This window comes from Streptomyces sp. NPDC051776 (genome assembly GCF_040681345.1).
Lineage (GTDB): Bacteria > Actinomycetota > Actinomycetes > Streptomycetales > Streptomycetaceae > Streptomyces.
In genome coordinates this window covers 45,870-69,262 of sequence record NZ_JBFAYQ010000004.1, presented here as the reverse complement: position 1 = coordinate 69,262, position 23,393 = coordinate 45,870, and the positions used below count along the sequence as shown (strand labels likewise).

At 70.6% G+C, this 23,393-nt stretch carries 14 protein-coding genes; 11 read left to right on the top strand and 3 right to left on the bottom strand.

Annotated features, from left to right (window positions below):
- Position 1: 1 nt before the first annotated feature.
- From gatB to AB0M26_RS05110, 4 genes are all read left to right on the top strand, one after another.
- The gene (gene gatB / locus AB0M26_RS05125; protein ID WP_365254701.1) at positions 2-1,507 is read left to right on the top strand and encodes an Asp-tRNA(Asn)/Glu-tRNA(Gln) amidotransferase subunit GatB; all 1,506 of its coding nucleotides are present in this window, start codon (positions 2-4) and stop codon (positions 1,505-1,507) included.
- 399 nt (positions 1,508-1,906) lie between these two features.
- Positions 1,907-4,027, top strand: coding sequence for a phosphocholine-specific phospholipase C (locus AB0M26_RS05120; protein WP_365254698.1), 2,121 nt, complete (start codon positions 1,907-1,909; stop codon positions 4,025-4,027).
- A gap of 209 nt (positions 4,028-4,236) precedes the next feature.
- Positions 4,237-6,771 carry an MMPL family transporter gene (locus tag AB0M26_RS05115; RefSeq protein ID WP_365254695.1) on the top strand — a complete coding sequence of 845 codons (2,535 nt, stop codon included), beginning with the start codon at positions 4,237-4,239 and terminating at the stop codon, positions 6,769-6,771.
- Positions 6,772-7,398: 627 nt separating this feature from the next.
- Entirely contained in the window at positions 7,399-7,620 is a 222-nt protein-coding gene (locus AB0M26_RS05110; protein ID WP_365254692.1) for a hypothetical protein, read from the top strand.
- Between the two features lie 86 nt (positions 7,621-7,706).
- Here the strand turns inward: AB0M26_RS05110 and AB0M26_RS05105 are convergent, their stop codons facing one another.
- Together AB0M26_RS05105 and AB0M26_RS05100 are read right to left on the bottom strand one after the other, a co-directional pair.
- A complete protein-coding gene (locus tag AB0M26_RS05105; RefSeq protein WP_365254689.1) occupies positions 7,707-8,861 on the bottom strand; it encodes a PQQ-dependent sugar dehydrogenase in 1,155 nt (384 codons plus the stop codon).
- Between the two features lie 129 nt (positions 8,862-8,990).
- On the bottom strand, positions 8,991-10,157 hold the full coding sequence (locus AB0M26_RS05100) for an aldo/keto reductase (RefSeq protein ID WP_365254686.1): 1,167 nt from the start codon (positions 10,155-10,157) through the stop codon (positions 8,991-8,993).
- 246 nt (positions 10,158-10,403) lie between these two features.
- On the opposite strand from AB0M26_RS05100, the gene AB0M26_RS05095 reads away from it, so the two are divergent.
- From AB0M26_RS05095 to serA, 6 genes are all read left to right on the top strand, one after another.
- A complete protein-coding gene (locus AB0M26_RS05095; RefSeq protein WP_365254683.1) occupies positions 10,404-11,342 on the top strand; it encodes a 2-hydroxyacid dehydrogenase in 939 nt (312 codons plus the stop codon).
- 325 nt (positions 11,343-11,667) lie between these two features.
- The gene (locus tag AB0M26_RS05090; RefSeq protein ID WP_365254680.1) at positions 11,668-14,643 is read left to right on the top strand and encodes an EAL domain-containing protein; all 2,976 of its coding nucleotides are present in this window, start codon (positions 11,668-11,670) and stop codon (positions 14,641-14,643) included.
- A gap of 202 nt (positions 14,644-14,845) precedes the next feature.
- Positions 14,846-16,723: an acetolactate synthase large subunit gene (locus AB0M26_RS05085; RefSeq protein ID WP_365254677.1), complete on the top strand. Its 1,878-nt coding sequence runs from the start codon at positions 14,846-14,848 to the stop codon at positions 16,721-16,723.
- Between the two features lie 44 nt (positions 16,724-16,767).
- Positions 16,768-17,292, top strand: coding sequence for an acetolactate synthase small subunit (gene ilvN, locus AB0M26_RS05080; protein WP_365254674.1), 525 nt, complete (start codon positions 16,768-16,770; stop codon positions 17,290-17,292).
- 73 nt (positions 17,293-17,365) lie between these two features.
- Positions 17,366-18,364, top strand: a complete 999-nt coding sequence (ilvC, locus tag AB0M26_RS05075; protein WP_365254671.1) for a ketol-acid reductoisomerase — start codon at positions 17,366-17,368, stop codon at positions 18,362-18,364.
- Between the two features lie 385 nt (positions 18,365-18,749).
- Complete coding sequence (gene serA, locus AB0M26_RS05070; protein WP_365254668.1) at positions 18,750-20,342, top strand: phosphoglycerate dehydrogenase; 1,593 nt, start codon at positions 18,750-18,752, stop codon at positions 20,340-20,342.
- 342 nt (positions 20,343-20,684) lie between these two features.
- On the opposite strand, the gene AB0M26_RS05065 is transcribed toward serA, so the two are convergent.
- Positions 20,685-22,178 carry a helix-turn-helix domain-containing protein gene (locus AB0M26_RS05065; RefSeq protein WP_365254665.1) on the bottom strand — a complete coding sequence of 498 codons (1,494 nt, stop codon included), beginning with the start codon at positions 22,176-22,178 and terminating at the stop codon, positions 20,685-20,687.
- Between the two features lie 236 nt (positions 22,179-22,414).
- Between AB0M26_RS05065 and AB0M26_RS05060 the strand changes: the two genes are divergently transcribed.
- Complete coding sequence (locus AB0M26_RS05060) at positions 22,415-23,341, top strand: proline dehydrogenase family protein (protein ID WP_365254662.1); 927 nt, start codon at positions 22,415-22,417, stop codon at positions 23,339-23,341.
- The last annotated feature ends 52 nt before the right edge of the window (positions 23,342-23,393 follow it).

Below are 23,393 nucleotides of genomic sequence, written 5' to 3'. Positions count from 1 at the left end.
AGTGACCGTCACTGAACTGGTGTCGTACGAGGACGCGTTGGCGGCCTACGAGCCCGTGATGGGCCTGGAGGTCCACGTCGAGCTCGGCACCGCGACCAAGATGTTCTGCGGGTGTTCCACGGCGCTCGGCGCCGAGCCCAACACGCAGACGTGCCCGACCTGTCTCGGCCTGCCTGGCTCGCTCCCGGTCGTCAACGCGACTGGCGTCGAGTCCGCCGTCCGCATCGGCCTCGCCCTCAACTGCGAGATCGCCGAGTGGTGCCGCTTCGCCCGGAAGAACTATTTCTATCCGGACATGCCGAAGAACTTCCAGACCTCGCAGTACGACGAGCCGATCGCCTACAACGGCTACCTGGACATCGACGTCGACGGGGAGACCTTCCGGGTCGAGATCGAGCGCGCCCACATGGAGGAGGACACCGGCAAGTCCACGCACGTGGGCGGCGCCACGGGCCGTATCCACGGCGCGACGCACTCGCTGCTGGACTACAACCGCGCCGGCATCCCGCTCATCGAGATCGTCACCAAGCCGATCGTCGGCGCCGGGGACAAGGCCCCCGAGGTTGCCCGGGCGTACGTCGCCGAGCTGCGGGAGCTGATCAAGGCGCTCGGCGTCTCCGAGGCCCGTATGGAGATGGGCCAGATGCGCTGCGACGTGAACCTCTCACTGCGGCCGCACGACGCCGAGAAGTTCGGCACCCGCTCCGAGACGAAGAACGTCAACTCGCTGCGCAGCGTCGAGCGGGCGACGCGCTTCGAGATCATGCGGCACGCCGCCGTGCTCTCCGAGGGCGGCACGATCGTGCAGGAGACCCGCCACTTCCACGAGGAGGACGGCTCGACCACGTCCGGCCGTGTGAAGGAGGAGGCCGAGGACTACCGGTACTTCCCGGAGCCGGACCTGGTGCCCGTCGCCCCCTCGCGCGCATGGGTGGAGGAGCTGCGGGCCACGCTGCCCGAGCTGCCGCGCGTACGCCGCAACCGGCTGCGCGAGGAGTGGGGCATTTCGCAGCACGAGATGCAGTCCGTCCTCAACGCAGGCGCGATCGGCCCGATCGTCGCGACGACCGATGCGGGCGCCCCGGCCGACCAGGCCCGCAAGTGGTGGATGGGCGAACTGGCCCGCCGCGCCAACGAGGAGGGTGTCGAGTTGACCGCCCTGCCCATCACCCCGGAGCAGGTGGCCAGGGTGTGCGCGCTCGTCGCCGAGGGTTCGCTCAACGACAAGCTGGCCCGCCAGGTCATCGAGGGCGTGCTCGCGGGCGAGGGCGGCCCGGAGGAGGTCGTCGAGAAGCGCGGCCTGAAGGTCGTCTCGGACGACTCGGCACTGGGCGCCGCCGTCGACGAGGCCATCGCGGGCAACGCCGCCATCGCCGACAAGATCCGCGGTGGCAAGGTGCAGGCCGCGGGCGCGCTGGTCGGTGCGGTCATGAAGGCGACGCGCGGGCAGGCGGACGCGGCGCGCGTGCGCGAACTCATCCTGGAGAAGCTGGGCGTTCAGGGCTGACGCCCTCACGGCGCTCGCCCCTCACGGCGCTTCACGTTGTGCTCGGCTGCAGGCACTGCTGTGGCGGCTGTCCGACAGTCCGTGGGCGTCACGTTGTGTGGGCTTCAGGCTGTTCGGTTCCGCATGCTGTGCGGCGCTTCACGCTGTAGGGCGCTCGCGAGCGCGCGGCGGCCCCGCGGCTCGCGGACGAGGGCCTTCCCGGTGGACCGGGAAGGCCCTTGTCCGTTTTCCGGGGCGCTCCTCCCCCCGCCGGCGCCGGCACACAGGCTGCGCGCGCCGCCCGTACTCGTACGGGCCCGGTGCGCCCGTACGTTTTCCGCCAAGCCGTCCACATGTCTGTCAGTCGCCACCTGCGCTCGCTACCGTCCCGGCCGTCAACAGGACGACCGGGAGGCCCCTTTGGCTCTGGACATCTCACGGCGGCGGCTGCTCGCCCTGGGCGCGGGCACGGCCGGCGCCACTGCGGCGGGCTCCCTGCTGCCGCCCTCGCTGCAGGCGGCGCTGGCCGTCGAGCCCGCGCCCGGCGGACTCCGCGCGATCCGGCATGTGGTGGTCCTCATGCAGGAGAACCGCTCGTTCGACCACTACTTCGGGACCCTGTGCGGTGTCCGCGGCTTCGGCGACCGCAATGCGATCACCCTGCCCACCGGACGGCCCGTATTCGAGCAGCCGGGACTGCTGGGACCCGTCCTCCCCTTCCCCGTCCGCGACGCCGCCGAGGCGCAGCAGAAGGACCTGCAGTACATCGGCGATCTCGACCACAGCTGGGACGGCGGCGCGGGTGCCTGGAACAGCGGCTGGTCGGACCGGTGGGTGTCCGCCAAGACCGCTGCCACCATGGCGTACTACGACCGACGCGACGTGCCTCTGCACTACGAGCTCGCGGACACTTTCACCATCTGCGACGCCTACCACTCCTCCATCCACAGCTCGACCAGCCCCAACCGCAACCACCTCGTCAGCGGCTGGACCGGCTACGAGCCGAACGGTAACCGGGCGGTCGGCAACGACGCGTACGACGAGGACCACCACACCGGCTACACATGGGCCACGTATGCCGAGCGGCTGGACCGTGCCGGTCGGACCTGGAAGACGTACCAGGAGTGGGACAACTTCCAGGACAACAACCACGAGTTCTTCGCGACGTTCAAGGCCGTGGCCCGCAAGGCGCTGTCCAGGGCGGGCGACTTCGCGAACACCGAGGCCTTCTACGCCAAGGTCCGGGACGCCGCCACGCCCGAGGCGGAGCGGCGGCAGCTGCTCGGTCTGCTCGAGGAGGGGGCCACCGCGCTGGACCCGGCCGAGCGCAGCCTCTTCGAGCGCGGCCTGCGGCGGGGCGAAATCGGCAGCCTGGCCGCTGACTTCCGCAGGGACGTCGCCGAGGGCAGGCTGCCCGAGGTCTCGTACCTTGTGCCGTCGGCGGCGGACTCCGAGCACCCCGGCGCGTCATCCCCGGTCGCCGGCGCCACGCTCGTCTACCAGGTGCTCGATGCGCTCGCCTCCCACCCGGACGTCTGGCGGCACACCGCCGTGTTCCTCACCTACGACGAGAACGACGGCTTCTTCGACCATGTCCCGCCGCCGGTTCCGCCACCCGGCGAGGCGGACGAGACGTGGGGTGGCCGCCCCACGGGCCTTGGTGTCCGCGTACCGCTGTTGGTCATCTCCCCCTGGACGGCCGGTGGCTACGTCTGCTCCGAGGTCTTCGACCACACCTCCCTCGTGCGGTTCCTGGCGCGGTGGACCGGTGTCGAGGAGCCCAACATCACCCCGTGGCGCCGCAGCGTCACCGGTGACCTGACCTCCGCCTTCGACTTTCGGTGCGGACGGCCGCTGCCCGCCCTCGACCGTCCCGCCCCGGTCCCGCCCTTCACCGGGCGGTGGCGGCCAGAACCTCCGGCCCAGCAGCAGATGCCGGTTCAGGAGCCGGGGTGCCGACGGGCGCGCCCGCTGCCGTACCAGCCGGACGCCCATGGGCGGGTGGACGGACGCCGCATCCGGCTGCTCCTGGTCAACACGGGCAAGCGCAGTGCTCACTTCGCGCTCTATCCGTATGCGGGCGAGTTTCCGGCCCCGCAGCATCGGGACGTCAAGGGCATTGCGAGCTGGGAGGTACCGGTCGCGGGGGAGGAGTACCGCTTCACGGTGATCGGGCCGAACGGCTTCCGCCGCGAGTTCGCGGGACCCGTGGCCGGCGCGGGCGCCGCTGCGGAGGTCACCACGCGTATCGATCCGCGGGACCGGGACGTCCACCTCACTCTGGCCAACCACGGAACCACGCTGCTCACCTTCACCGTGCGCCCCACGGGCTACATGGACGAGGCGGATCTCCGCCGGGCGGCACCGGGCGACTGGACGCGCGAGGTCGTCGTGAAGCCGGGGCGCAGCCGTTCGGTCGCCCACTCGGCGGCGGATGCGCACGGCTGGTACGACCTGACCGTCGCGGTCGTGGAGGACCCGGCCTTCCACCGTCGGCTGATGGGGCACATCGAGAACGGACGGGAGAGCGTCAGCGGCTGACGCGGCATACGCCCGCTGTAGGCCTCTGGTCACATCACGAAAAGGGCAGTTCTCGGGTGAGAGCTGCCCTTTCCGGCGTTTCGGTGTGACTAACCACACGAAAGGGTCCGTTGATCTTGCGTGGCTGTCACAGTGTTCGGCGTACGTCTTGTGATCTTTGGCGGCTGTTGTCCGAAAAGATCCGCGAAACCGCTCAGGGAGTTCTGGGAATGCCCGCACTTGCCCGGTGGTGTCTTCGTCGCCAGCTCACCGTCATCCTGCTCTGGCTCGCCGCCTTCATCGGCGTCGCGGTCGCCGCGGGGACGGCAGGGTCGTCGTACTCGAACGACTACGACATCCCGGGCACCGAAGCGGGCAAGGCCACCCAGATCGTGCAGGAGGCCTTCCCCGCCAAGAGCGGCGACAGCGACACCATCGTCTGGCACACGAGCGACGGCAGCAGCGTCCGCGCGGGCGCAGTCGAGGACCGGATGACCGAGACGCTTCATGACGTCGAGCAGCTCCCCGGCGTCTCCGGCGTCACCAGCCCGTACGGCACCGAGGGCGCGGGCCAGATCAGCCGCGACGGCCACACCGCGTACGCCACCGTCAGCTTCGACAAGGCGGCCGACGACCTCGACCGCGGTGAGGTGCAGAAGGTCGTGGACACGGCGAAGTCCGCCGAGCAGGACGGGCTCCAGGTGGAACTCGGCGGCGCGGGCATCGGGCTGACCGAGAAGTCGACGGCGCACATCAGCGAAGTCGTCGGCATCCTCGCGGCCGCGGTCGTGCTCTTCCTTGCCTTCGGCTCGTTCTTCGCGATGCTGCTGCCGATCGCCACCGCGCTGGTGAGCGTCGGCACCGGCTATCTGGCCATCGGGCTGATGGGCCACGCCATGACCCTCGCCGACTTCGCGCCCATGCTCGGGATGCTCATCGGCCTTGGAGTCGGGATCGACTACGCGCTCTTCATCGTCACCCGCCACCGCAGGGGCCTCAGACAGGGGCTGTCGGTGGAGGAGGCCGCCACGCGGGCGGTCTCCACCTCGGGGCGTGCCGTCGTCTTTGCGGGTGTGACCGTCTGTATCGCGCTGCTTGGCATGCTCATCCTGCGGCTGAACTTCCTCAACGGGGTGGCGCTCGCCGCCTCACTCACCGTCGTCCTCACCGTGGCCGCCTCAATCACGCTGCTGCCCTCGCTGCTCGGCATGATCGGAATGAGAGCTCTCAGCCGGCGCGAACGCCGCAGACTCCTCGAACACGGGCCGCAGCCCGAGCTGCCCACCGGCTTCGCGGCACGCTGGTCCGCGTTCGTCGAGCGGCATCCGAAGCTGCTCGGGGCCGTGGCGGCCGTCGTCATGGTCGTGCTGGCGATCCCGACATTCCATCTGCATCTGGGCAGCTCCGACCAGGGCAACAACCCGCCCACGTCGACGACGCGGCAGGCGTACGACCTGCTCTCCGACGGCTTCGGGCCCGGCTTCAACGGTCCACTGACACTCGCCGCGGATCTCGACGATGCCGGCGAGCGCGTCGCGTTCGAGAAATTGCCGCAGATTCTGCGGGACACCGAGGGCGTGGCCCAAGTGTCGCCCGCCGCGCTGAACGGCGCCCGCGACGCAGGCGTGATCACCGTCGTCCCGGACAGCGCACCCCAGGACGAGGAGACCTCGCAGCTCATCCACAAGCTGCGCGACGATGTGATTCCGCAGGCACAGGAGGGCAGCTCGCTCGACACGCACGTCGGCGGCCAGACCGCCGCGTACGAGGACTTCGGCTCGGTGATCACCGGGAAGCTCCCGCTGTTCGTCAGCGCCGTGGTGGCGCTGGGCTGCTCGCTGCTGCTCCTCGCCTTCCGCAGCATCGGTGTCCCGCTCAAGGCGGCCCTCATGAACATCCTCGCGGTCGCCGCCTCGTTCGGGATCGTCGTCGCGATCTTCCAGATGGGCTGGGGGAGCGAGCTCCTCGGACTCGGCAGCGCTGGACCGATCGAACCGTTCCTTCCTGTGATCATGGTGTCGGTGCTCTTCGGGCTCTCCATGGACTATCAGGTCTTCCTGGTGAGTCGGATGTACGAGGAGTGGCGGCAGACCGGCGACAACCGACGTGCCGTAAGGGTCGGGCTCGCCGAGACGAGCCGTGTGATCAACTCCGCGGCCGTCATCATGATTTCGGTCTTCGGAGCCTTCGTGCTCAGCGGTGACCGGATCATCGCGATGTTCGGCATCGGACTGGCAGCCGCCGTGGCGCTCGACGCGTTCGTGCTGCGGACGCTCCTGGTCCCGGCTCTGATGCACATGCTGGGCGGCGCCAACTGGTGGCTGCCCAAGTGGATGGACCGCATCCTGCCGCGCGTCAGCATCGAAGCGCCGGAGGAGGCCCCGATCGCGACCCCGGAACCGGAGCTGGTGCCGGCGCCCGAGTTGGAGCCCGTGGCGGGGGGCGGCGCGCAGCGCGTGTCGGTGACCGAGAAGGCGACGGAGCCGGAGCAGGTGCGCGTGTCGTTCTCCAAGCCGGAGCGCTGCCACGAGCCCGGGCGCGAACCCGGCCCCGCCCCCGACCCCGCGAAGATCGTGCTTCCGTCGCAGCGCGCGGGTGGTGGCGCCCGTGCGATCCCGTCATCCCGTACGAATGGCACGGCCGGGCGAAGCGGGATGGGCGAGGCGAATGGCGGGGCCGAGCCGGGCAGGTCGCCCGGGGCGCATGACGCGGCCGGTCCGCCCCGAGCGGCTGAAGGCCGGGCCCAGAAGGAACACGAGAGTTGAGCGCCGGGCGCCGGGGCCGTGCCTGATGGAAACGACCCGGCGCTGCGGGCGACACCGAGCACGGCACCCCTCCAGCCGAGGTCAGGCGGGTGGAGGGGCGCCGCCATGTCGCCCCGCTCCTTTCGCTCGGCCCGAAGCAGCCCGGTACTATCCCCCGTCCTGTGGACCTGCCCGTCCTGGCCCTGCCCCTGTGGGCCTTTCCGTCCCGCTCCGGCCTGGGGGGTGCCGGGTCGGAGCGCCCGGCCCAGCCCCGCTCCGCAGCCGTCCATCTTCCTGCCCCGCTCCGCGCCGCAGTTCCGCTGGCCACTCCTACCCCCGTTCCATCCCAATGCCCTGCTCTCTTCCCGCCCCCTCCCTGCCGCGGTTCTGCTCTTCGCTCCCCTCGATCCGTTCGCATCTCGCTTCGCTGGAGCGAAGCATCCTGTCCCGTACGGCGGACTCATCGCTCGCAACGCAGCGCCCCATGAATCGGGCTCGCGCCCAGACTCTTGAGGCCCAAGGCCCCCGCCGTGGCGGTCTAAGGCATCCGCTTCCGCGGAGATCGGGAAGTCGCCCGATGTGGCGAACCCGCCTGCGAGAAGAAGGTGGAGGCACAACAAAACGACGCTTCGTCATCAGGGGATCGACATGTTCGAGATGGTCGAGCAGGAACTGATGCGGAACCGAACCGAGGAACTGCTGCGGCAGGCCGAGGACTACCGCCGTGCCCGGCAGGCGCGAGGCGGAACCCGTCGGCGCCGGGCCGCCGGGAAGAAGCCGGAGTCCGGCGAACCGCAACCCGAGGGGCGAGTGGACAGAACCTTGCGGAAGATCGCTCGCCGGCGGCTGCGCACCACCCGGACCTGCTGACAGCACCACCTTTCGATGCGATCGGGACCCGGCCGCCCGATCGACACCTTTCCGCGTCGGCCGCCCGGACGCCCGGTCAACCGGCCTCAGCTCACACGCAGTTGCAGGATGCGGTCATCTCCCGCCCCCGGGCTCCCGCGGCCGTCCGTCTCGCTGGTGACCAGCCACAGGCCGTCCGAGCCATCGGCCAGTACCGTCCGCAGCCGGCCGTAGCGTCCGTCCAGGAAGGCCTCCGGCTCGGCGACCGGCTTGGTTCCGGCCAGGGGGATGCGCCAGAGCCGCTCACCGCGCAGGCCCGCCATCCATATCGAGCCCTTCACATACGCGATGCCGCTCGGCGAGGCCTCGTCGGTCGTCCACTGCTCGACGGGATCGACATAGCGGGGCTCGTCGCCCTTCCCCTCCACCTCGGGCCAGCCGTAGTTCTTCCCGGGCTGGACGAGATTGAGTTCGTCCCAGGTGTTCTGGCCGAACTCGGAAGCCCACAGCCGCTTGTCAGCGTCCCAGGCCAGCCCCTGCACATTGCGGTGACCGTAGTCGTAGACCACCGAGTCCGCATCCGGATTGCCGTGCACCGGTCGGCCGTCCGGGGTCATCCGGAGAATCTTGCCGCCCAGCGACTTCTTGTCCTGGGCCAGGCCGTCGTCGCCGGTCTCGCCCGTCCCCGCGTACAGCATCCGGTCCGGGCCGAAGGCGATCCGGCCCCCGTTGTGGATCACGCCCTTGGGAATGCCCTTCAGGACCGTGTCCGGCGCTCCCAGGCGGCTGCCGGCGGGCCGCTTCTCGTCGTAGATCATCCGCACGATGCGGTTGTCCGAGTCGGTCGTCAGGTAGGCGTAGATCAAGTGGTCCTCGCCGAACGTCGGCGCGATGGCGAGGCCCAGCAGCCCTCCCTCACCGGCGGGCGAGACCCCCGGCACGGAGCCCAGCTCGGTCTTCTTCCCGCTCTCGGCCGAGATCCGGAAGATCTTCCCCTCGTCACGGGAGGAAACCAGCAGGTCCCCGTCGGGCAGAGCGGCGAGTCCCCAGGGCGACTGGAGCCCCGAGGCGACCGTGCGCTCCACCTTCACCGAGCCCTTCGCGGTCGGGGCCGAGGCGCCCGGGGGAGGAGTGGTCCGGGAAGCGGAGGTGCCCGGCGATCGCTCGGGCGCGCCGGTGTCCCCGTCGCCCGACGTACATCCCACGGCCAGCAGCAACGCTGCAGCGGCGGCGGAAACGGCAGTCACAGCAGGGCGTCGCACGATGACGGGTCCTCTCCCTCGCAAAAGTGCATCACACCTCTCATACACCGGTGGAACGAATGAGGTTCCCGATCAGTCCCGCGACGCCTGTTCAGAACCCGCGCCACCGTTCCCGGTCCCCGCCCGTTCTCAGTCCCACGACCCCTTCGCCGGCGGCAGCGCGCCGATCTCCGCGAGATCCTGCGCCGTGAGCCGGGGCGTCGCCGCCTGCGCGTTCTCCTCCGCCCAGTGCTCCTTCTTCGTGCCCGGCACCGGGACCACATGCCTCCCCTGTGCCAGCACCCACGCCAGCGCCGTCTGCGCCGGCGTCGCGCCGTGCCGGTCGCCGACCCGCCGCAGCCCGGCCACGACCGGCTGGTTCGCCGCCATCATCTCCGCCGTGAACCGCGGATGGCGGGCCCGGACGTCCTCCCGCTCGAACCCCTGCCCCGGCGTCAGCGTGCCGGTCAGAAAGCCGTTGCCCAGCGGCATCGCGGCCAGAAAGCCGATGCCCCGCGACTCGCACCACGGCACCAGTCCCTCCAGTGCCTCCGGCGACCACACCGAGAGCTCGGCCTGCACGCCGCTGACCGGGAAGACCTGCTGCACGCGCTCCAACTGCCGGACCGTCGCGTCGTACACCCCGGCCCTCACTCCTCCGGCTCCCGACGTTCCGGCCCTCACACGTCCGTCTCCCGGCGTTCCGGCCCTCACTCCTCCGGCTCCCACCCTCCCGGCCCCCGGCGCACCCGCACCCGTCATTCCGGCTCCAGGGCGCGCCTCGGCCCGTATCCGTTCCCGTTCGCCGCCCGGCGACCTCCGGCGCACGCGCTTCGCGCTGCCCTTCTGGATCGCGCACAGCCCGAGGGCCCGCACCTTCCCCGCCGTGACGAGTTCGGCCATGGCGCCCCAGGTGTCCTCGATCGGAACTTCCGGGTCCGCCCGGTGCAGTTGGTAGAGGTCGATGACATCGGTCTGCAGCCGCCGCAGGGACGCGTCGCAGGCCCGCTTCACATAGCCGGGCCGGCCGTTGGCGACGATGTGCTGCTCGCCCACCAGCAGCCCGCACTTGGTGGAGACAAAGGCCTCCGGGCGGCGTTCTTTGAGCACCCGGCCGACCAGCAGCTCGTTGGTGAACGGCCCGTACATGTCGGCCGTGTCGAGGAGGGACATGCCGTGGTCGAGGGCGGTGTGCACGGTGCGCAGCGAGCTGTCGCCCCGCTGCTGGGAGGCGGTGTACGCCCAGCTCATCGGCATGCATCCGAGGCCGATCGCGCCCACGGTGAGCGCGCCTGCACCGACGGTCCTGAGCTCCACCTCGCCCCGCACCCCTCCCTGATCCGTCCTCCAAACTAACCTCTGCCGCCGACCGCTCTTCGCCCAGTGCCGCCCCAGTCAAGGTTTGCCCGGTGGCGAGGGGCCGTGGTGCGTTCGCCTGGCGCGTTCGGATGCGCCGGATCGGCCTCGTCGCGGCCCTGCTCGGCTGGTCGGCAAGGCAGCGGACCGCCGTACCACTACGGCGAGCGGGGCAGACCTCGGCGGCACGGCACTAGCCTCTCGACCATGAGTGCTGACGTATGGCTGCCCTTGCCACCCGGTGGGATCGAAGGGCTCCCCGCGAGCTTCGACTACCACTTCTGGGACGGTGACCAGGACTTCCCCTCGGATCCGGCGCGGTGCGTCTTCTACGGCGTCCCCTATATGAAGGGCCCCGAGGTTCCCGTGCGCCCGCTTCCGCGGATGACGTCCCTGCGCGTCGTACAGACCCTCACCGCGGGCATCGACCACGTGCTGCCCGCGCTGCCCGGGCTCCCGCCGGGCGTGCGCCTGTGCAACGCTCGCGGGGTGCACGAGGCGAGCACGGCCGAGCTCGCGTTGGCGCTCACCCTCGCCTCCCTGCGCGGCATCCCCGACTTCGTGCGGGGACAGGATGCCGAGGAGTGGCGGCAGGGCTTCCGTCCGGCGCTCGCCGACAAGTCGGTGCTGATCGTGGGCTACGGCGCCATCGGCAGCGCCATCGAGGACCGGCTCACGCCTTTCGAGTGCGCCCGTGTCATGCGCGTCGCGCGCTCCGCCCGCACCACCCCGCGCGGTCCCGTGCATCCACTCGCCGAACTTCCTTTGCTGTTGCCGGACGCGGACGTCGTCATCCTCTCGACCCCGCTCACCGACGACTCCCGCGGCATGGCAGGCGCCGATTTCCTCGCCCGGATGAAGACGGGAGCGCTGCTGGTGAACGTCGCCCGCGGCGCCGTCGTGGACACCAAAGCCCTGCTCACGGAGCTGGATTCGGGGAGACTGCGGGCCGCGCTTGACGTGACGGACCCGGAGCCGCTGCCTGCCGGACATCCGCTGTGGCGCGCCCCGGGCGTGCTCATCACCCCGCACGTGGGCGGCCCGACGTCGGCCTTCCTGCCGCGTGCGCAGCGGCTGTTGCGTGAGCAATTGGTCCGGTTCGAGGCAGGTGAACCGCTGGTCAACGTCGTCGCGACGACCGGCTGAACAGGGGCTCAGGGTCGTTCTCTGCTCGTTTCGGTACGCTCCGAGATCGTTCAGTTGCGCACAGTTTCCTTAATTCCCCTGGTAGTTACGCTGTGTAGAGAAGCTATGTCCCTGAGTGACGGTCCTGGTGTATCGTCCCGACGGGGGCTGTGCCGCGGAGCTGTACGGCGGTGGCGGCGACGGACAGGACTCTAGGGGGGCGACGGGCAGTGCACGGCCAATGGACGAATTTCCCGAAGCGGCGCGGACCCGGCTGCAGACAGCCCCAGTTGTACGTATCCCCGCGCAGACAAAAGCCGAGGACCGAGCCCCCCAGGGCGGTCCGGTGAGTTCCCCGGGGCAGGCGATCCCCCGCCGGGTCGTGTCCGGTGGCGGGCCCGGAGTACTGCCCCGGCTCGCTCTCGCCATGATCTGCGGCGCATACGCCCTCGGTTCGGCCACGGGCTGGGGGTCGCCGTGGTTCGCCCTCGTCATGGGCGACTTCGGCCTGGGAGCCGCGGCGCTGATCGCCGCCGTCTCCTGCCTGTGCTACGCGCGCATCAGCTCCAGTCGCCTCCGCCCGGCCTGGGTGCTCTTCGCCGTCTCCTCGGCCATGGCCGCGTTCGGCAACACGATCTGGGGCTGGTACGAGGTCGTGCTGCAGCAGCCGGTGCCGACGCCGTCGGCCGCCGACTTCTGCTTCCTGCTGTTCGCCCCACCCGCGATCGTGGGCCTGCTCGTGCTGGCCAAGCGACCCGTCACCAAGGCCGGTTGGACCTGCCTGGCCCTCGACGCATGGCTCATAGGCGGTTCGCTCCTCACGCTCTCCTGGAGCCTGGCGCTCGCCCACACAGCGCACTGGGAAGGCGAGTCCGTGGCCCGTGCCGCGCTCTCGCTCGCCTATCCGCTGCTCGACATCGTGCTGGTCAGCATGGTCCTGGCCCTGCACTTCCGGTGCGCTTCGGCCAACCGGGCGGCGAACCGGACCGGCCCGCGCCCGGCGAACCGCTCGGCCATCAACACCGCCATCGCGGCGCTCGCCCTGACCGTGCTCTGCGACGCCCTGTTCACCCTGCCGATGCTGCGCGAGCACTACCGCTCGGGTGAACTCCTGGACGCGGGCTGGTTCGCGGGCTCCATACTCCTGGCCTACGCGCCCTGGGTGAGCCGGCGCGACACCGACGGGTGGGAGCCGACCCCCGCCGCGCGCTGCCGCCGACCGTCCCAGGGCACCCGCCCCATCGCGGGTTCCATCGCCGCCCTGACCCCGTATCTGGCCGCCGCCGTGTGCACGTTGGGGATCCTCACCAACATCATCGACGGCAGGGTCCCCGACCGCGTGGTGATCTTCACCGCCTGCACGGTCGTCCTCGCCCTGGTCGTGCGGCAGGGCATCATGCTGCTCGACAACATCAACCTCACCCACGAACTGGCCCAGAAGGAGAACCACTTCCGCTCCCTGGTCCAGGGCTCCAGCGACGTCATCATGATCGCAGCTCCGAGCGGAGTGCTGCGCTATGTCAGTCCGGCCGCCGCCGGTGTCTACGGGATCGAGCCGGAGGACCTCGTCGGCACCGAGCTCTCGGCGCTCATCCACCCCGACGACCTGGGCTCTGTGGTCCACGAACTGCGCCGGTTCATCGCGGCACGCCCGGAGGACGAGCCCAACACGCGCATCGAGTGCCGCTTCAGAGCGGGCCGGAGCCGGGCCGGCGGAGGCCCCTGGCTCAACGTCGAGTCCACGGTCAACCGCCACCACGGCGGCCTGATCCTCAACAGCCGGGATGTCACCGAACGCGTCCGTCTCCAGGAGCAGTTGCAGCACAACGCCGAGCACGACCCGCTCACCGATCTGCCCAACCGCGCGCTGTTCACCGAGCGCGTCCGCCAGGCACTCAGCGGACGCCGAACCACCGACCCCGGCACCGCCGCGCTGTTCATCGACCTCGACGGCTTCAAGGCCGTCAACGACACGATCGGCCACCAGGCGGGCGACGAGCTGCTGATCCACGCCGCCCGCCGACTCCAGGAGTCCGTACGGGCCGGGGACACCGCGGCCCGGCTCGGCGGTGACGAATTCGCCGCCCTGATCCTCGGCGACGGCACCCTCGACGACGCCGAACGCGAGTGCCGCATCCTCGAGATCGCCGACCGGCTGCGCGACCGGCTCTCCCGGCCCTACCGAGTCTCCGGTACCGACGTCCGCGTGGCCGCCAGTATCGGCGTGGCCTTCGCCGAGCCCGGGATCACTCCCAGCGACCTGATGCGCAACGCCGACCTGGCGATGTACCGCGCCAAGGCCGCGGGCAAGGGCCGGGTCGAGCTGTACGCCCCGCAGATGCAGGCCGATCTCGTTCGCCGCACCGAACTGGCCGCACGGCCCCGGGCCGCCTTCCACGACGGCGAGTTCGCGCTCCTGCACCAGCCCGTGGTGGCCCTCGACAGTGGCCGGATCACGGCGGTGGCCGCCCAGGCGCGCTGGCGCTCCCAGCAGGGCATCCTCTTCACCCCCGCCGACTTCCTGCGCGTCTGCGAGCACAGCGGTGGGGAGCGGACCCCCCGCCCCGGAAGCGACGACGGCTCCGGCAGAGCGGAAGTCGGCCGCTGGCTGCTCGACGAGGCCGTGGCTCAGGCGGCCGAGCGGCACCGCGCGGGCCACACCTCGCCCGTTGCCGTCCGACTCTCGCCCCGGCGCGTGATGGACCGCGGCATGGGCCAGCGCAGCGTGGAGACGCTTCTCACGCGGCACGGGCTGCCCTCGGGCGCGCTCATCCTGGAGCTGGCCGACAGCGATCCGCGGGTCCCGCTGGAGGAGCTGGAGCGGCGTCTGGTGGCGCTGCGCCGTCTCGGTGTCCGGATCGCGCTCGACGGCTTCGGCGGAGGTTGCGCGGCCTTTGGGGCACTGCGCAGACTTCCCGTCGACCTCCTGAAGCTCGACCGGTCCCTCGTCGCGGGGGTCGTGGAGTCCGCGCGGCTCCACAAGATCACCGCGGGACTGCTGCGGATCGCGGCGGACTTGGGAGTTCAGTCCGTCGCCGACGGCCTCGACCTGCCCGAGCAGGTCGTGGCGCTGCAGGCGATGGGCTGCACCCATGGGCAGGGCATGGCCTTCTCCGGGCCGCTGGACGAGCACCGGCTGCGCCGCGCTCTCACCCTGGGGGAGTACCCGGTTCCGGACCTCGCCGACGCGGCAGGCGCTGCCCGGAAGGCGGTTCTGACCACCGGCGCGCTGCCCGTACGGCTGGGTGGCGCGGCCGCCCCGGACTCGGTGGTCCATCCACCATTGCGCTCAAATAGTGAGACGCCCGTCCCACCCACTTGACACCTCCTAGGCGCCGGGGAGAGGGTCAAGCCATGCGCACCCGAATTCTCGTACTTGGACAGCGCGTCGGCTGAAGCAGGGCCCACATGATCGCCCTGCGGACCGCACCGGCGCGCTCCCCTCGCTTGCCTCACGGCACGAGGGGTTTTTTGTTGCACCGAACTTCGCAGAACACCACAAAACCCGCATCTTCGAGAAGAGAATGCCGATGACCGAGCAGGCCACCGGGGCCCAGCATCCGCACCCACGGGCCCGTAGCGGCGGACAGCAGCCCTCCATCAGCGAGCACGTCACGGGTGCGCAGTCCCTCATCCGTTCTCTCGAGGAAGTGGGCGCCGACACGGTATTCGGCATTCCCGGCGGTGCGATCCTCCCTGCCTACGACCCGTTGATGGATTCCTCGAAGGTCCGTCACATCCTGGTCCGGCACGAGCAGGGCGCCGGTCACGCGGCCACCGGCTACGCCCAGGCGACCGGCAAGGTCGGTGTGTGCATGGCCACTTCCGGTCCCGGCGCCACCAACCTCGTCACCCCGATCGCCGACGCCCACATGGACTCCGTCCCCATGGTCGCGATCACGGGTCAGGTGGCCGCCAAGGCGATCGGCACGGACGCCTTCCAGGAGGCGGACATCTGCGGCATCACCATGCCGATCACCAAGCACAACTTCCTGGTCACCGACCCGGCCGAGATCCCGAAGACGATCGCCGAGGCCTTCCACATCGCGGCCAGCGGCCGCCCGGGACCTGTCCTGGTCGACATCGCCAAGGACGCGCTGCAGGCGCGTACGACCTTCGTCTGGCCGCCGCAGACCGACCTGCCCGGCTACCGCCCCGTGACCAAGCCGCACGCCAAGCAGATCCGCGAGGCCGCCCGGCTGATCGCGCAGGCCCGCCGCCCCGTGCTGTACGTCGGCGGGGGGGTGCTCAAGTCCGGTGCCACCGCCGAACTTAAGGTCCTGGCCGAGCTGACCGGCGCACCGGTCACCACCACCCTGATGGCCCTCGGCGCCTTCCCCGATTCCCACCCGCTGCATGTCGGCATGCCCGGCATGCACGGTTCGGTCACCGCCGTCACCGCGCTTCAGAAGGCCGACCTCATCGTGGCGCTGGGCGCCCGCTTCGACGACCGCGTCACCGGCAAGCTGGACTCCTTCGCCCCCTACGCCAAGGTGGTCCACGCGGACATCGACCCCGCGGAGATCGGCAAGAACCGCGCTGCCGACGTCCCCATCGTCGGTGACGCCCGCGAGGTGATCGCCGACCTCGTCGTCGCCGTCCAGGCCGAGCACGACGCGGGCCACACCGGGGACTACACCGAGTGGTGGCGCTCCCTGAACCGCTGGCGCGACACCTACCCCCTGGGCTACGACCACCCCGAGGACGGAAGCCTCGCCCCCCAGCAGGTCATCCAGCGCATCGGCGAGCTGGCCCCCAAGGACACCATCTACGCCGCGGGCGTCGGACAGCACCAGATGTGGGCCGCGCACTACATCGACTACCAGCAGCCCGGTACCTGGCTGAACTCCGGAGGCGCCGGGACCATGGGCTACGCCGTCCCGGCCGCGATGGGTGCCAAGGCGGGCGCCCCGGACCGTACGGTCTGGGCGATCGACGGCGACGGCTGTTTCCAGATGACCAACCAGGAGCTGGTCACCTGCGCGCTGAACAACATCCCCATCAAGGTCGCGATCATCAACAACGGCGCGCTGGGCATGGTCCGCCAGTGGCAGACCCTGTTCTACAACCAGCGCTACTCCAACACCGTCCTGCACTCCGGCCCCGACGCGCTCCAGAACACGGCCGCCGAGGGCAAGCAGCCGAGCGCGGGCACCCGTGTCCCGGACTTCGTCAAGCTGTCCGAGGCCATGGGCTGTGTGGCGCTGCGCTGTGAGGACCCCGCCGATCTGGACAAGGTCATCGCCGAGGCCAACGCCGTCAACGACCGTCCCGTGGTGGTGGACTTCATCGTCCACGAGGACGCGATGGTCTGGCCGATGGTCGCAGCCGGCACCTCCAACGACGAGGTCATGGCCGCCCGCGGCGTGCGTCCCGACTTCGGCGACAGCGAAGACGACTGACAGCCGGGACCAGAGCCCCTCAAGCAGAGAGATTCGAGCAGCCCATGTCCAAGCACACGCTCTCCGTCCTGGTGGAGAACAAGCCCGGTGTCCTGGCCCGGATCACCGCCCTGTTCTCCCGCCGCGGGTTCAATATCGACTCCCTGGCGGTCGGCACCACCGAGCACCCCGACATCTCCCGCATCACCATCGTCGTGAACGTGGAGTCGCTGCCGCTGGAGCAGGTCACCAAGCAGCTCAACAAGCTCGTCAACGTACTGAAGATCGTCGAGCTGGAGCCGAGCGCGGCCGTTCAGCGGGAACTCGTCCTGGTGAAGGTCCGCGCCGACAACGAGACACGCTCGCAGATCATCGAGATCGTCCAGCTCTTCCGCGCCAAGACCGTGGACGTCTCCCCGGAGGCCGTCACGATCGAGGCGACCGGCAGCAGCGACAAGCTCGACGCCATGCTGCGGATGCTGGAGCCGTACGGGATCAAGGAACTGGTCCAGTCCGGCACGATCGCCATAGGCCGTGGTGCTCGCTCCATCACCGACCGGTCGCTCCGCGCGCTCGACCGATCCGCATAACGAGACCGAGATCCCCTCCGATCCCTGCCGTCATACGGTGGGACGCACAACCCCAATCAAGGAGAAACCCGAAGTGGCCGAGCTCTTCTACGACGACGACGCCGACCTGTCCATCATCCAGGGCCGCAAGGTCGCGGTTCTCGGCTTCGGCAGCCAGGGCCACGCCCACGCGCTGTCGCTGCGCGACTCGGGTGTCGACGTGCGCGTCGGCCTTCCCGAGGGATCGAAGTCGCGGACGAAGGCCGAGGAGCAGGGCCTGCGCGTGACCACCCCGTCCGAGGCCGCGGCCGAGGCCGACGTGATCATGGTCCTGGTGCCGGACCCGATCCAGGCCGACGTCTACGAGGAGTCCATCAAGGACAACCTCAAGGACGGCGACGCGCTGTTCTTCGGCCACGGCTTCAACATCCGTTTCGGCTTCATCAAGCCCCCGGCGCATGTGGACGTGTGCATGGTCGCCCCCAAGGGCCCGGGCCACCTCGTCCGCCGCCAGTACGAGGAGGGACGCGGCGTGCCGTGCATCGCGGCCGTCGAGCAGGACGCCTCGGGCAACGCCTTCCCGCTGGCGCTCTCCTACGCCAAGGGCATCGGCGGCACCCGCGCGGGCGTCATCAAGACCACCTTCACCGAGGAGACCGAGACCGACCTCTTCGGCGAGCAGGCCGTGCTCTGCGGCGGTGCGTCCGCCCTGGTCAAGGCAGGCTTCGAGACCCTGGTCGAGGCGGGCTACCAGCCGGAGATCGCGTACTTCGAGTGCCTCCACGAGCTCAAGCTGATCGTGGACCTCATGTACGAGGGCGGCCTGGAGAAGATGCGCTGGTCGATCTCGGAGACCGCCGAGTGGGGCGACTACGTCACCGGGCCGCGGATCATCACCGACCGGACCAAGGCCGAGATGAAGAAGGTCCTCTCCGAGATCCAGGACGGCAGCTTCGCCCGCACCTGGATGGAGGAGTACCACGCCGGTCTGCCCAAGTACAACGAGTACAAGAAGGCCGACTCCGGTCACAAGCTGGAGACGACGGGCAAGGAGCTGCGCAAGCTCATGAGCTGGGTCAACGAGGACGCGTAGCCGAAACGCGGGGGCCGCGGCGAGGCGAGCGGGCCGAAGGGTGCGCCGCTGCCGACAGCGACGAGAGCAAGCGCTGCGAGCAACGAGCGGAGCGCGGCGCGAGGAGCGTCGGCAGGGGACCCAGCGCCCGGAGGCGAGCGAGCCGGTACTGCCGCGGCCCCGTGTCCAGCGTGGCGGGGCCACGACCGAGTGATCCTTCCCGGGAGGCGCACGACGCGTCCCGGGACGCCGATACACTGCAAAGACAAGCGCGTCAGGCTCACAGCGTCGTGCGTCTTCCACGCGGCTGCCACCTTCACGCTGCGGCCGTCGGGACGGCCGTCCTCCCCCGCGGCCCTTCGGGTGCGGGAGGGGCCCCAAAGGACAAGTGAGGACTGAGGACCCCGTGAGCCCGAAACCTGTCGTACTCATCGCCGAAGAGCTGTCGCCCGCGACCGTCGACGCCCTCGGCCCCGACTTCGAGATCCGCCACTGCAACGGCGCGGACCGAGCCGAACTGATCCCCGCCATCGCCGAGGTCGACGCGATCCTTGTGCGCAGCGCGACGCAGGTCGACGCCGAGGCCATCGCCGCCGCGAAGAGGCTCAAGGTCGTCGCCCGTGCCGGCGTGGGCCTCGACAACGTGGACGTCTCCGCCGCCACCAAGGCCGGCGTCATGGTCGTGAACGCCCCGACCTCCAACATCGTCACCGCCGCCGAACTCGCCTGCGGCCTGATCGTCGCCACCGCGCGCAACATCCCGCAGGCCAATGCCGCCCTCAAGGACGGCGAGTGGAAGCGCAGCAAGTACACCGGCGTCGAGCTGGCCGAGAAGACGCTCGGCGTCGTCGGACTCGGGCGCATCGGCGTGCTCGTCGCCCAGCGGATGGCCGCCTTCGGCATGAAGATCGTGGCGTACGACCCGTATGTGCAGCCTGCGCGCGCCGCGCAGATGGGCGTCAAGCTGCTGTCACTCGACGAGCTGCTCGAGGTCTCGGACTTCATCACCGTCCACCTCCCGAAGACCCCGGAGACCGTCGGACTGATCGGGGACGAGGCGTTGCGCCGGGTCAAGCCCGAGGTGCGGATCGTCAATGCCGCGCGCGGCGGGATCGTGGACGAGGCCGCCCTGGCGAGTGCGCTGAAGGAGGGCCGGATCGCGGGCGCGGGGCTGGACGTCTTCTCCAAGGAGCCGTGCACGGACTCCCCGTTGTTCGAGTTCGACAATGTGGTGGCCACCCCGCACCTGGGCGCCTCCACGGGCGAGGCCCAGGAGAAGGCGGGTATCTCCGTCGCCAAGTCCGTACGCCTCGCGCTCGCCGGTGAACTCGTGCCGGACGCCGTCAACGTCCAGGGCGGTGTCATCGCCGAGGACGTCAAGCCCGGTCTGCCGCTTGCAGAGAAGCTCGGCCGGATCTTCACCGCGCTGGCGGGCGAGGTCGCGGTCCGGCTCGATGTCGAGGTCTACGGCGAGATCACCCAGTACGACGTCAAGGTGCTCGAGCTCTCCGCGCTCAAGGGCGTGTTCGAGGACGTCGTCGACGAGACCGTCTCGTATGTGAACGCGCCGCTGTTCGCGCAGGAGCGCGGTGTCGAGGTCCGGCTGACCACCGGCTCGGAGTCGCCCGACCACCGCAATGTCGTGACGGTCCGCGGCACCCTCGCGGGCGGCGAGGAGGTCGCCGTGTCCGGCACCCTGGCCGGGCCCAAGCACATCCAGAAGATCGTTGCCGTCGGCGAGCACGATGTGGACCTCACGGTGGCCGATCACCTGGTCTTCCTGCGCTACGCCGACCGGCCCGGCGTCGTCGGCACCGTCGGCCGCATCCTGGGTGAGGCCGGCCTCAACATCGCGGGCATGCAGGTCTCGCGGAACGTACAGGGCGGCGAGGCGCTCGTCGTCCTGACCGTCGACGATGTCGTTCCGGCGAGTGTGCTCGGCGAGATCGCCGAGGAGATCGGCGCCACGTCGGCCCGTACGGTCAATCTGGAGGACTGATCCAGGTCCGTCCGCGCGGCGACAGGGGCCACGGCCACGACAGCAGTGCGAGCGAAGCCCGGCGCGACCGCGCCGGGCTTCGCCGTATCTCGGTACTGCATACGGGCGCGCCGTCTCCGCTGGCTGACCGGCACTGTTCCGGCGCGGGGCCCTCGGCGGGGGCGGACGGGGCTTCGACGACGGGGCCCAGTGCCGCGGCGTCCCAGGTTTGCTCCGCTCGCCGCCCTGGCGCGGCCGTCCGCTGCGTCGCCGGATCAGCCGGGTAGGACCCACTACGAGGCCGATCCGGCGCCTTGCATCCGACCGCACGTGGACCCCTCGCCGGCGGGCAAACCTGACGGGTCAACCCACCTGGATCCGGGAGGCCTTCAGCGCCATGTGAAGCAGCAGGCGGTCCTCGCCCACGTTCAGGTCGAGCCCGGTGAGCTTCTCCACCCTCGACAGCCGGTAGTAGAGCGTCTGGCGGTGGATCCCGAGCGCCGCCGCCGCACGGCCCGCCTGCCCCGCGCAGTCGAGGAACACCTCGGTCGTGTGCGCGAGCTGCGCGCGCCCCGGTTCGAGAAGCGGGGCGACGGCAGGATCGGCCCGACCCATGACCGGCAGCCGGGTGAGCGTGCGGTACGGGCCGATCGCCGCCCATTCGGCGACTGGGCCGAGCCGGGCGTCACCCCGGGCGACGCGGGCCGCGGCCACCGCTTCGCGCCACGCGGCAGGCAGATCGGTCAGGCCGCGCCGCGGCTCGCTGATCCCGGCCGCCGCATCGGCCGGGATACCCGGTCGGTCCGCGGCGGCCCGTTCTGCGGCCGGGCGCTGGGCGGTGGCCGTCCCGTTCCGTACGGACGGCTCGCCGCCGCGCGTGCCCGCGCCCGCCCGGTCGTTCGTGCCCGCCCGGCCGTTCGTGCCGCCCGCGGACATTGCCGCCGCCCCGTGGCCGGGGCGGCCCCTGCCTCCGCGGGCCGCTCCGGCCCGCGGCGAACGCAGCAGCCGCTCCGCCGCCGTATGCGCCGGGTCGAGGACCGTCGTCGTCCGGAGCCGCACGAGGACGGCGAGCGCCTCGGCCGCGCCACCCGCCCCAGCCGCGTCCTCAGCCTGCCGGCCGAGCGGAGCCATGGCACCCCCGGTGCCCTTCGGCCCGCGGGAGTCCGGCACCACGCACATCGCCGCCACGCCGGGCTGCCCGGCCAGGCCGGAGCCGGGATCCTCGGCGAAACCCTCCCCGCCCGGACCGCTCGCGCTCCGCCACGGCACCACCGCCACCAGGGCCAGCGGGCCGTCGGCCGAGGTCCCGAGCGCACCCCGGAGTTCGGACAGGGCGGCCTCGTGATCGCCCGGCGGTCCGGTCAGCACCTCCAGCAGCAGCTCTCCGGCCTCGGCCCCGGCGCGGGCCTCCGCCGCGAGGAGCGCCCCGATGCGTGCCGCCGTGTCCATGGCCTGCGCGAGCACGGGGTCGGGCGGCACCCCGGGGCGGCCGATTTCCAGCCGCGAGAGATGGCCGTCGTCGAGCAGCCAGACGTAGCCGTGGACGACACCGCCATGGCGCACCGGCAGACATATGCGGCCCATGACCACCCCGGCGGCGGGATCCGGCGGAATGCGGAGGGGGCCGGTGGCGCGGGTGATGCCGAACGCCTCGAACCACGCGCGTACGGCAGCGGTCGAGCTGCGGTGCAGGATCGAGCGGGTCCGGACGGGATCCATCGTGAGCTGGCTGTCGTCGTCCGAGGCACTGCCGTGCGCACCGAAGGCGATGAGTCCGAAGTCGCGGTCCTCGAGCGTCGCGGGGGCGCCGAGCACCGCCGAGATCTCGTCCACGAGCTGCTGATAGTCGCCGCGCATGACACCGCTCCGGTAGTTCTCGTGCAGGTGGTCCTGGTGCCGGGGTCCTCGCGGCCGCCACCGCGATTCCGTGACCGAAACCCATTCTCATACATCTGTCTGAGATCCGTCCCACGGATGCGTGACAGCTGTCGATGGCCCCCCAGCGGAGCGATCCTTAGGTTTCACGGTGGTTCTCCTCGTCGTTGCGGAAATGTCTGCAATGGCTGCGTCCGTCCTCATCGTGGAGGTGCCCCGTGCTGGGTCCCGTGCTCCTCGCCGCCGCGCGCAGCGACAGCATCCGCCGCCTCGTTTCGGCCGCACCGGTCACCCGCCCCGTCGTGGACCGGTTCATCGCCGGCGAGCACCTCGACGAGTCGCTGGCGGTCGTGCGGTCGCTGGCGGCACGCGGCCTGGAGGTCACCCTCGACCACCTCGGCGAGGACGTCACCGACCCGGCCGAGGCCCTGCGCACCCGCGACGCCTACCTCGCGCTCGCCGAGGCACTCGGCCGCGAGAACCTGGGCGTACGCGCCGAGATGTCGGTGAAGCTCTCCGCCTTCGGACAGGCCCTGCCCGGCGGTCACGACCTGGCGCTGGCCAACGTCACCCCGGTCGTCGAAGCGGCCGCCGCGGCCGGGACGACCGTGACCCTCGACATGGAGGACCACACCACCGTCGACTCCACGCTCGCCATCCTGGCGGAGCTGCGTAAGAGCTTCCCCCAGACCGGCGCCGTCGTGCAGTCCTACCTCTTCCGCACCGAGGACGACTGCCGCGCCCTCGACGGGGAAGGCTCGAGGGTGCGACTGGTGAAGGGCGCGTACAAGGAGCCCGCATCCGTCGCCCACCAGGACAAACGGGACGTCGACCGGGCTTTTGTCCGCTGCCTGAAGATTCTGATGGCGGGACAGGGCTACCCGATGATCGGCTCCCACGACCCGCGGATGGTCGCCATCGCCCAGGAGCTCGCCTTCCGCGCCGGACGCAAGCCGGCCGACTACGAATTCCAGATGCTCTACGGCATCCGCGAGGCCGAACAGCAGCGGCTCGTGACCGAAGGACACCGTATGCGGGTCTACATTCCGTACGGAACAGACTGGTACGGATACTTCATGAGGCGGCTCGCGGAGCGCCCGGCCAATCTCGCCTTCTTCCTCCGCTCGCTCGCCACCCGCGGCTGAGGCCGCCCCGACACCGTTCCCCGACTCTCCGTCCCCGACCGACCGATCGAAG

What these genes read in the sequence shown, in the direction of transcription:
- AB0M26_RS05115 (WP_365254695.1), top strand. Translation starts at nt 4,237, where the DNA reads ATGCCCGCACTTGCCCGGTGGTGTCTTCGTCGCCAGCTCACCGTCATC.
- AB0M26_RS05110 (WP_365254692.1), top strand. Translation starts at nt 7,399, where the DNA reads ATGTTCGAGATGGTCGAGCAGGAACTGATGCGGAACCGAACCGAGGAA.
- AB0M26_RS05095 (WP_365254683.1), top strand. Translation starts at nt 10,404, where the DNA reads ATGAGTGCTGACGTATGGCTGCCCTTGCCACCCGGTGGGATCGAAGGG.
- AB0M26_RS05085 (WP_365254677.1), top strand. Translation starts at nt 14,846, where the DNA reads ATGCCGATGACCGAGCAGGCCACCGGGGCCCAGCATCCGCACCCACGG.
- ilvN (WP_365254674.1), top strand. Translation starts at nt 16,768, where the DNA reads ATGTCCAAGCACACGCTCTCCGTCCTGGTGGAGAACAAGCCCGGTGTC.
- AB0M26_RS05065 (WP_365254665.1), bottom strand. Translation starts at nt 22,178, where the DNA reads ATGCGCGGCGACTATCAGCAGCTCGTGGACGAGATCTCGGCGGTGCTC.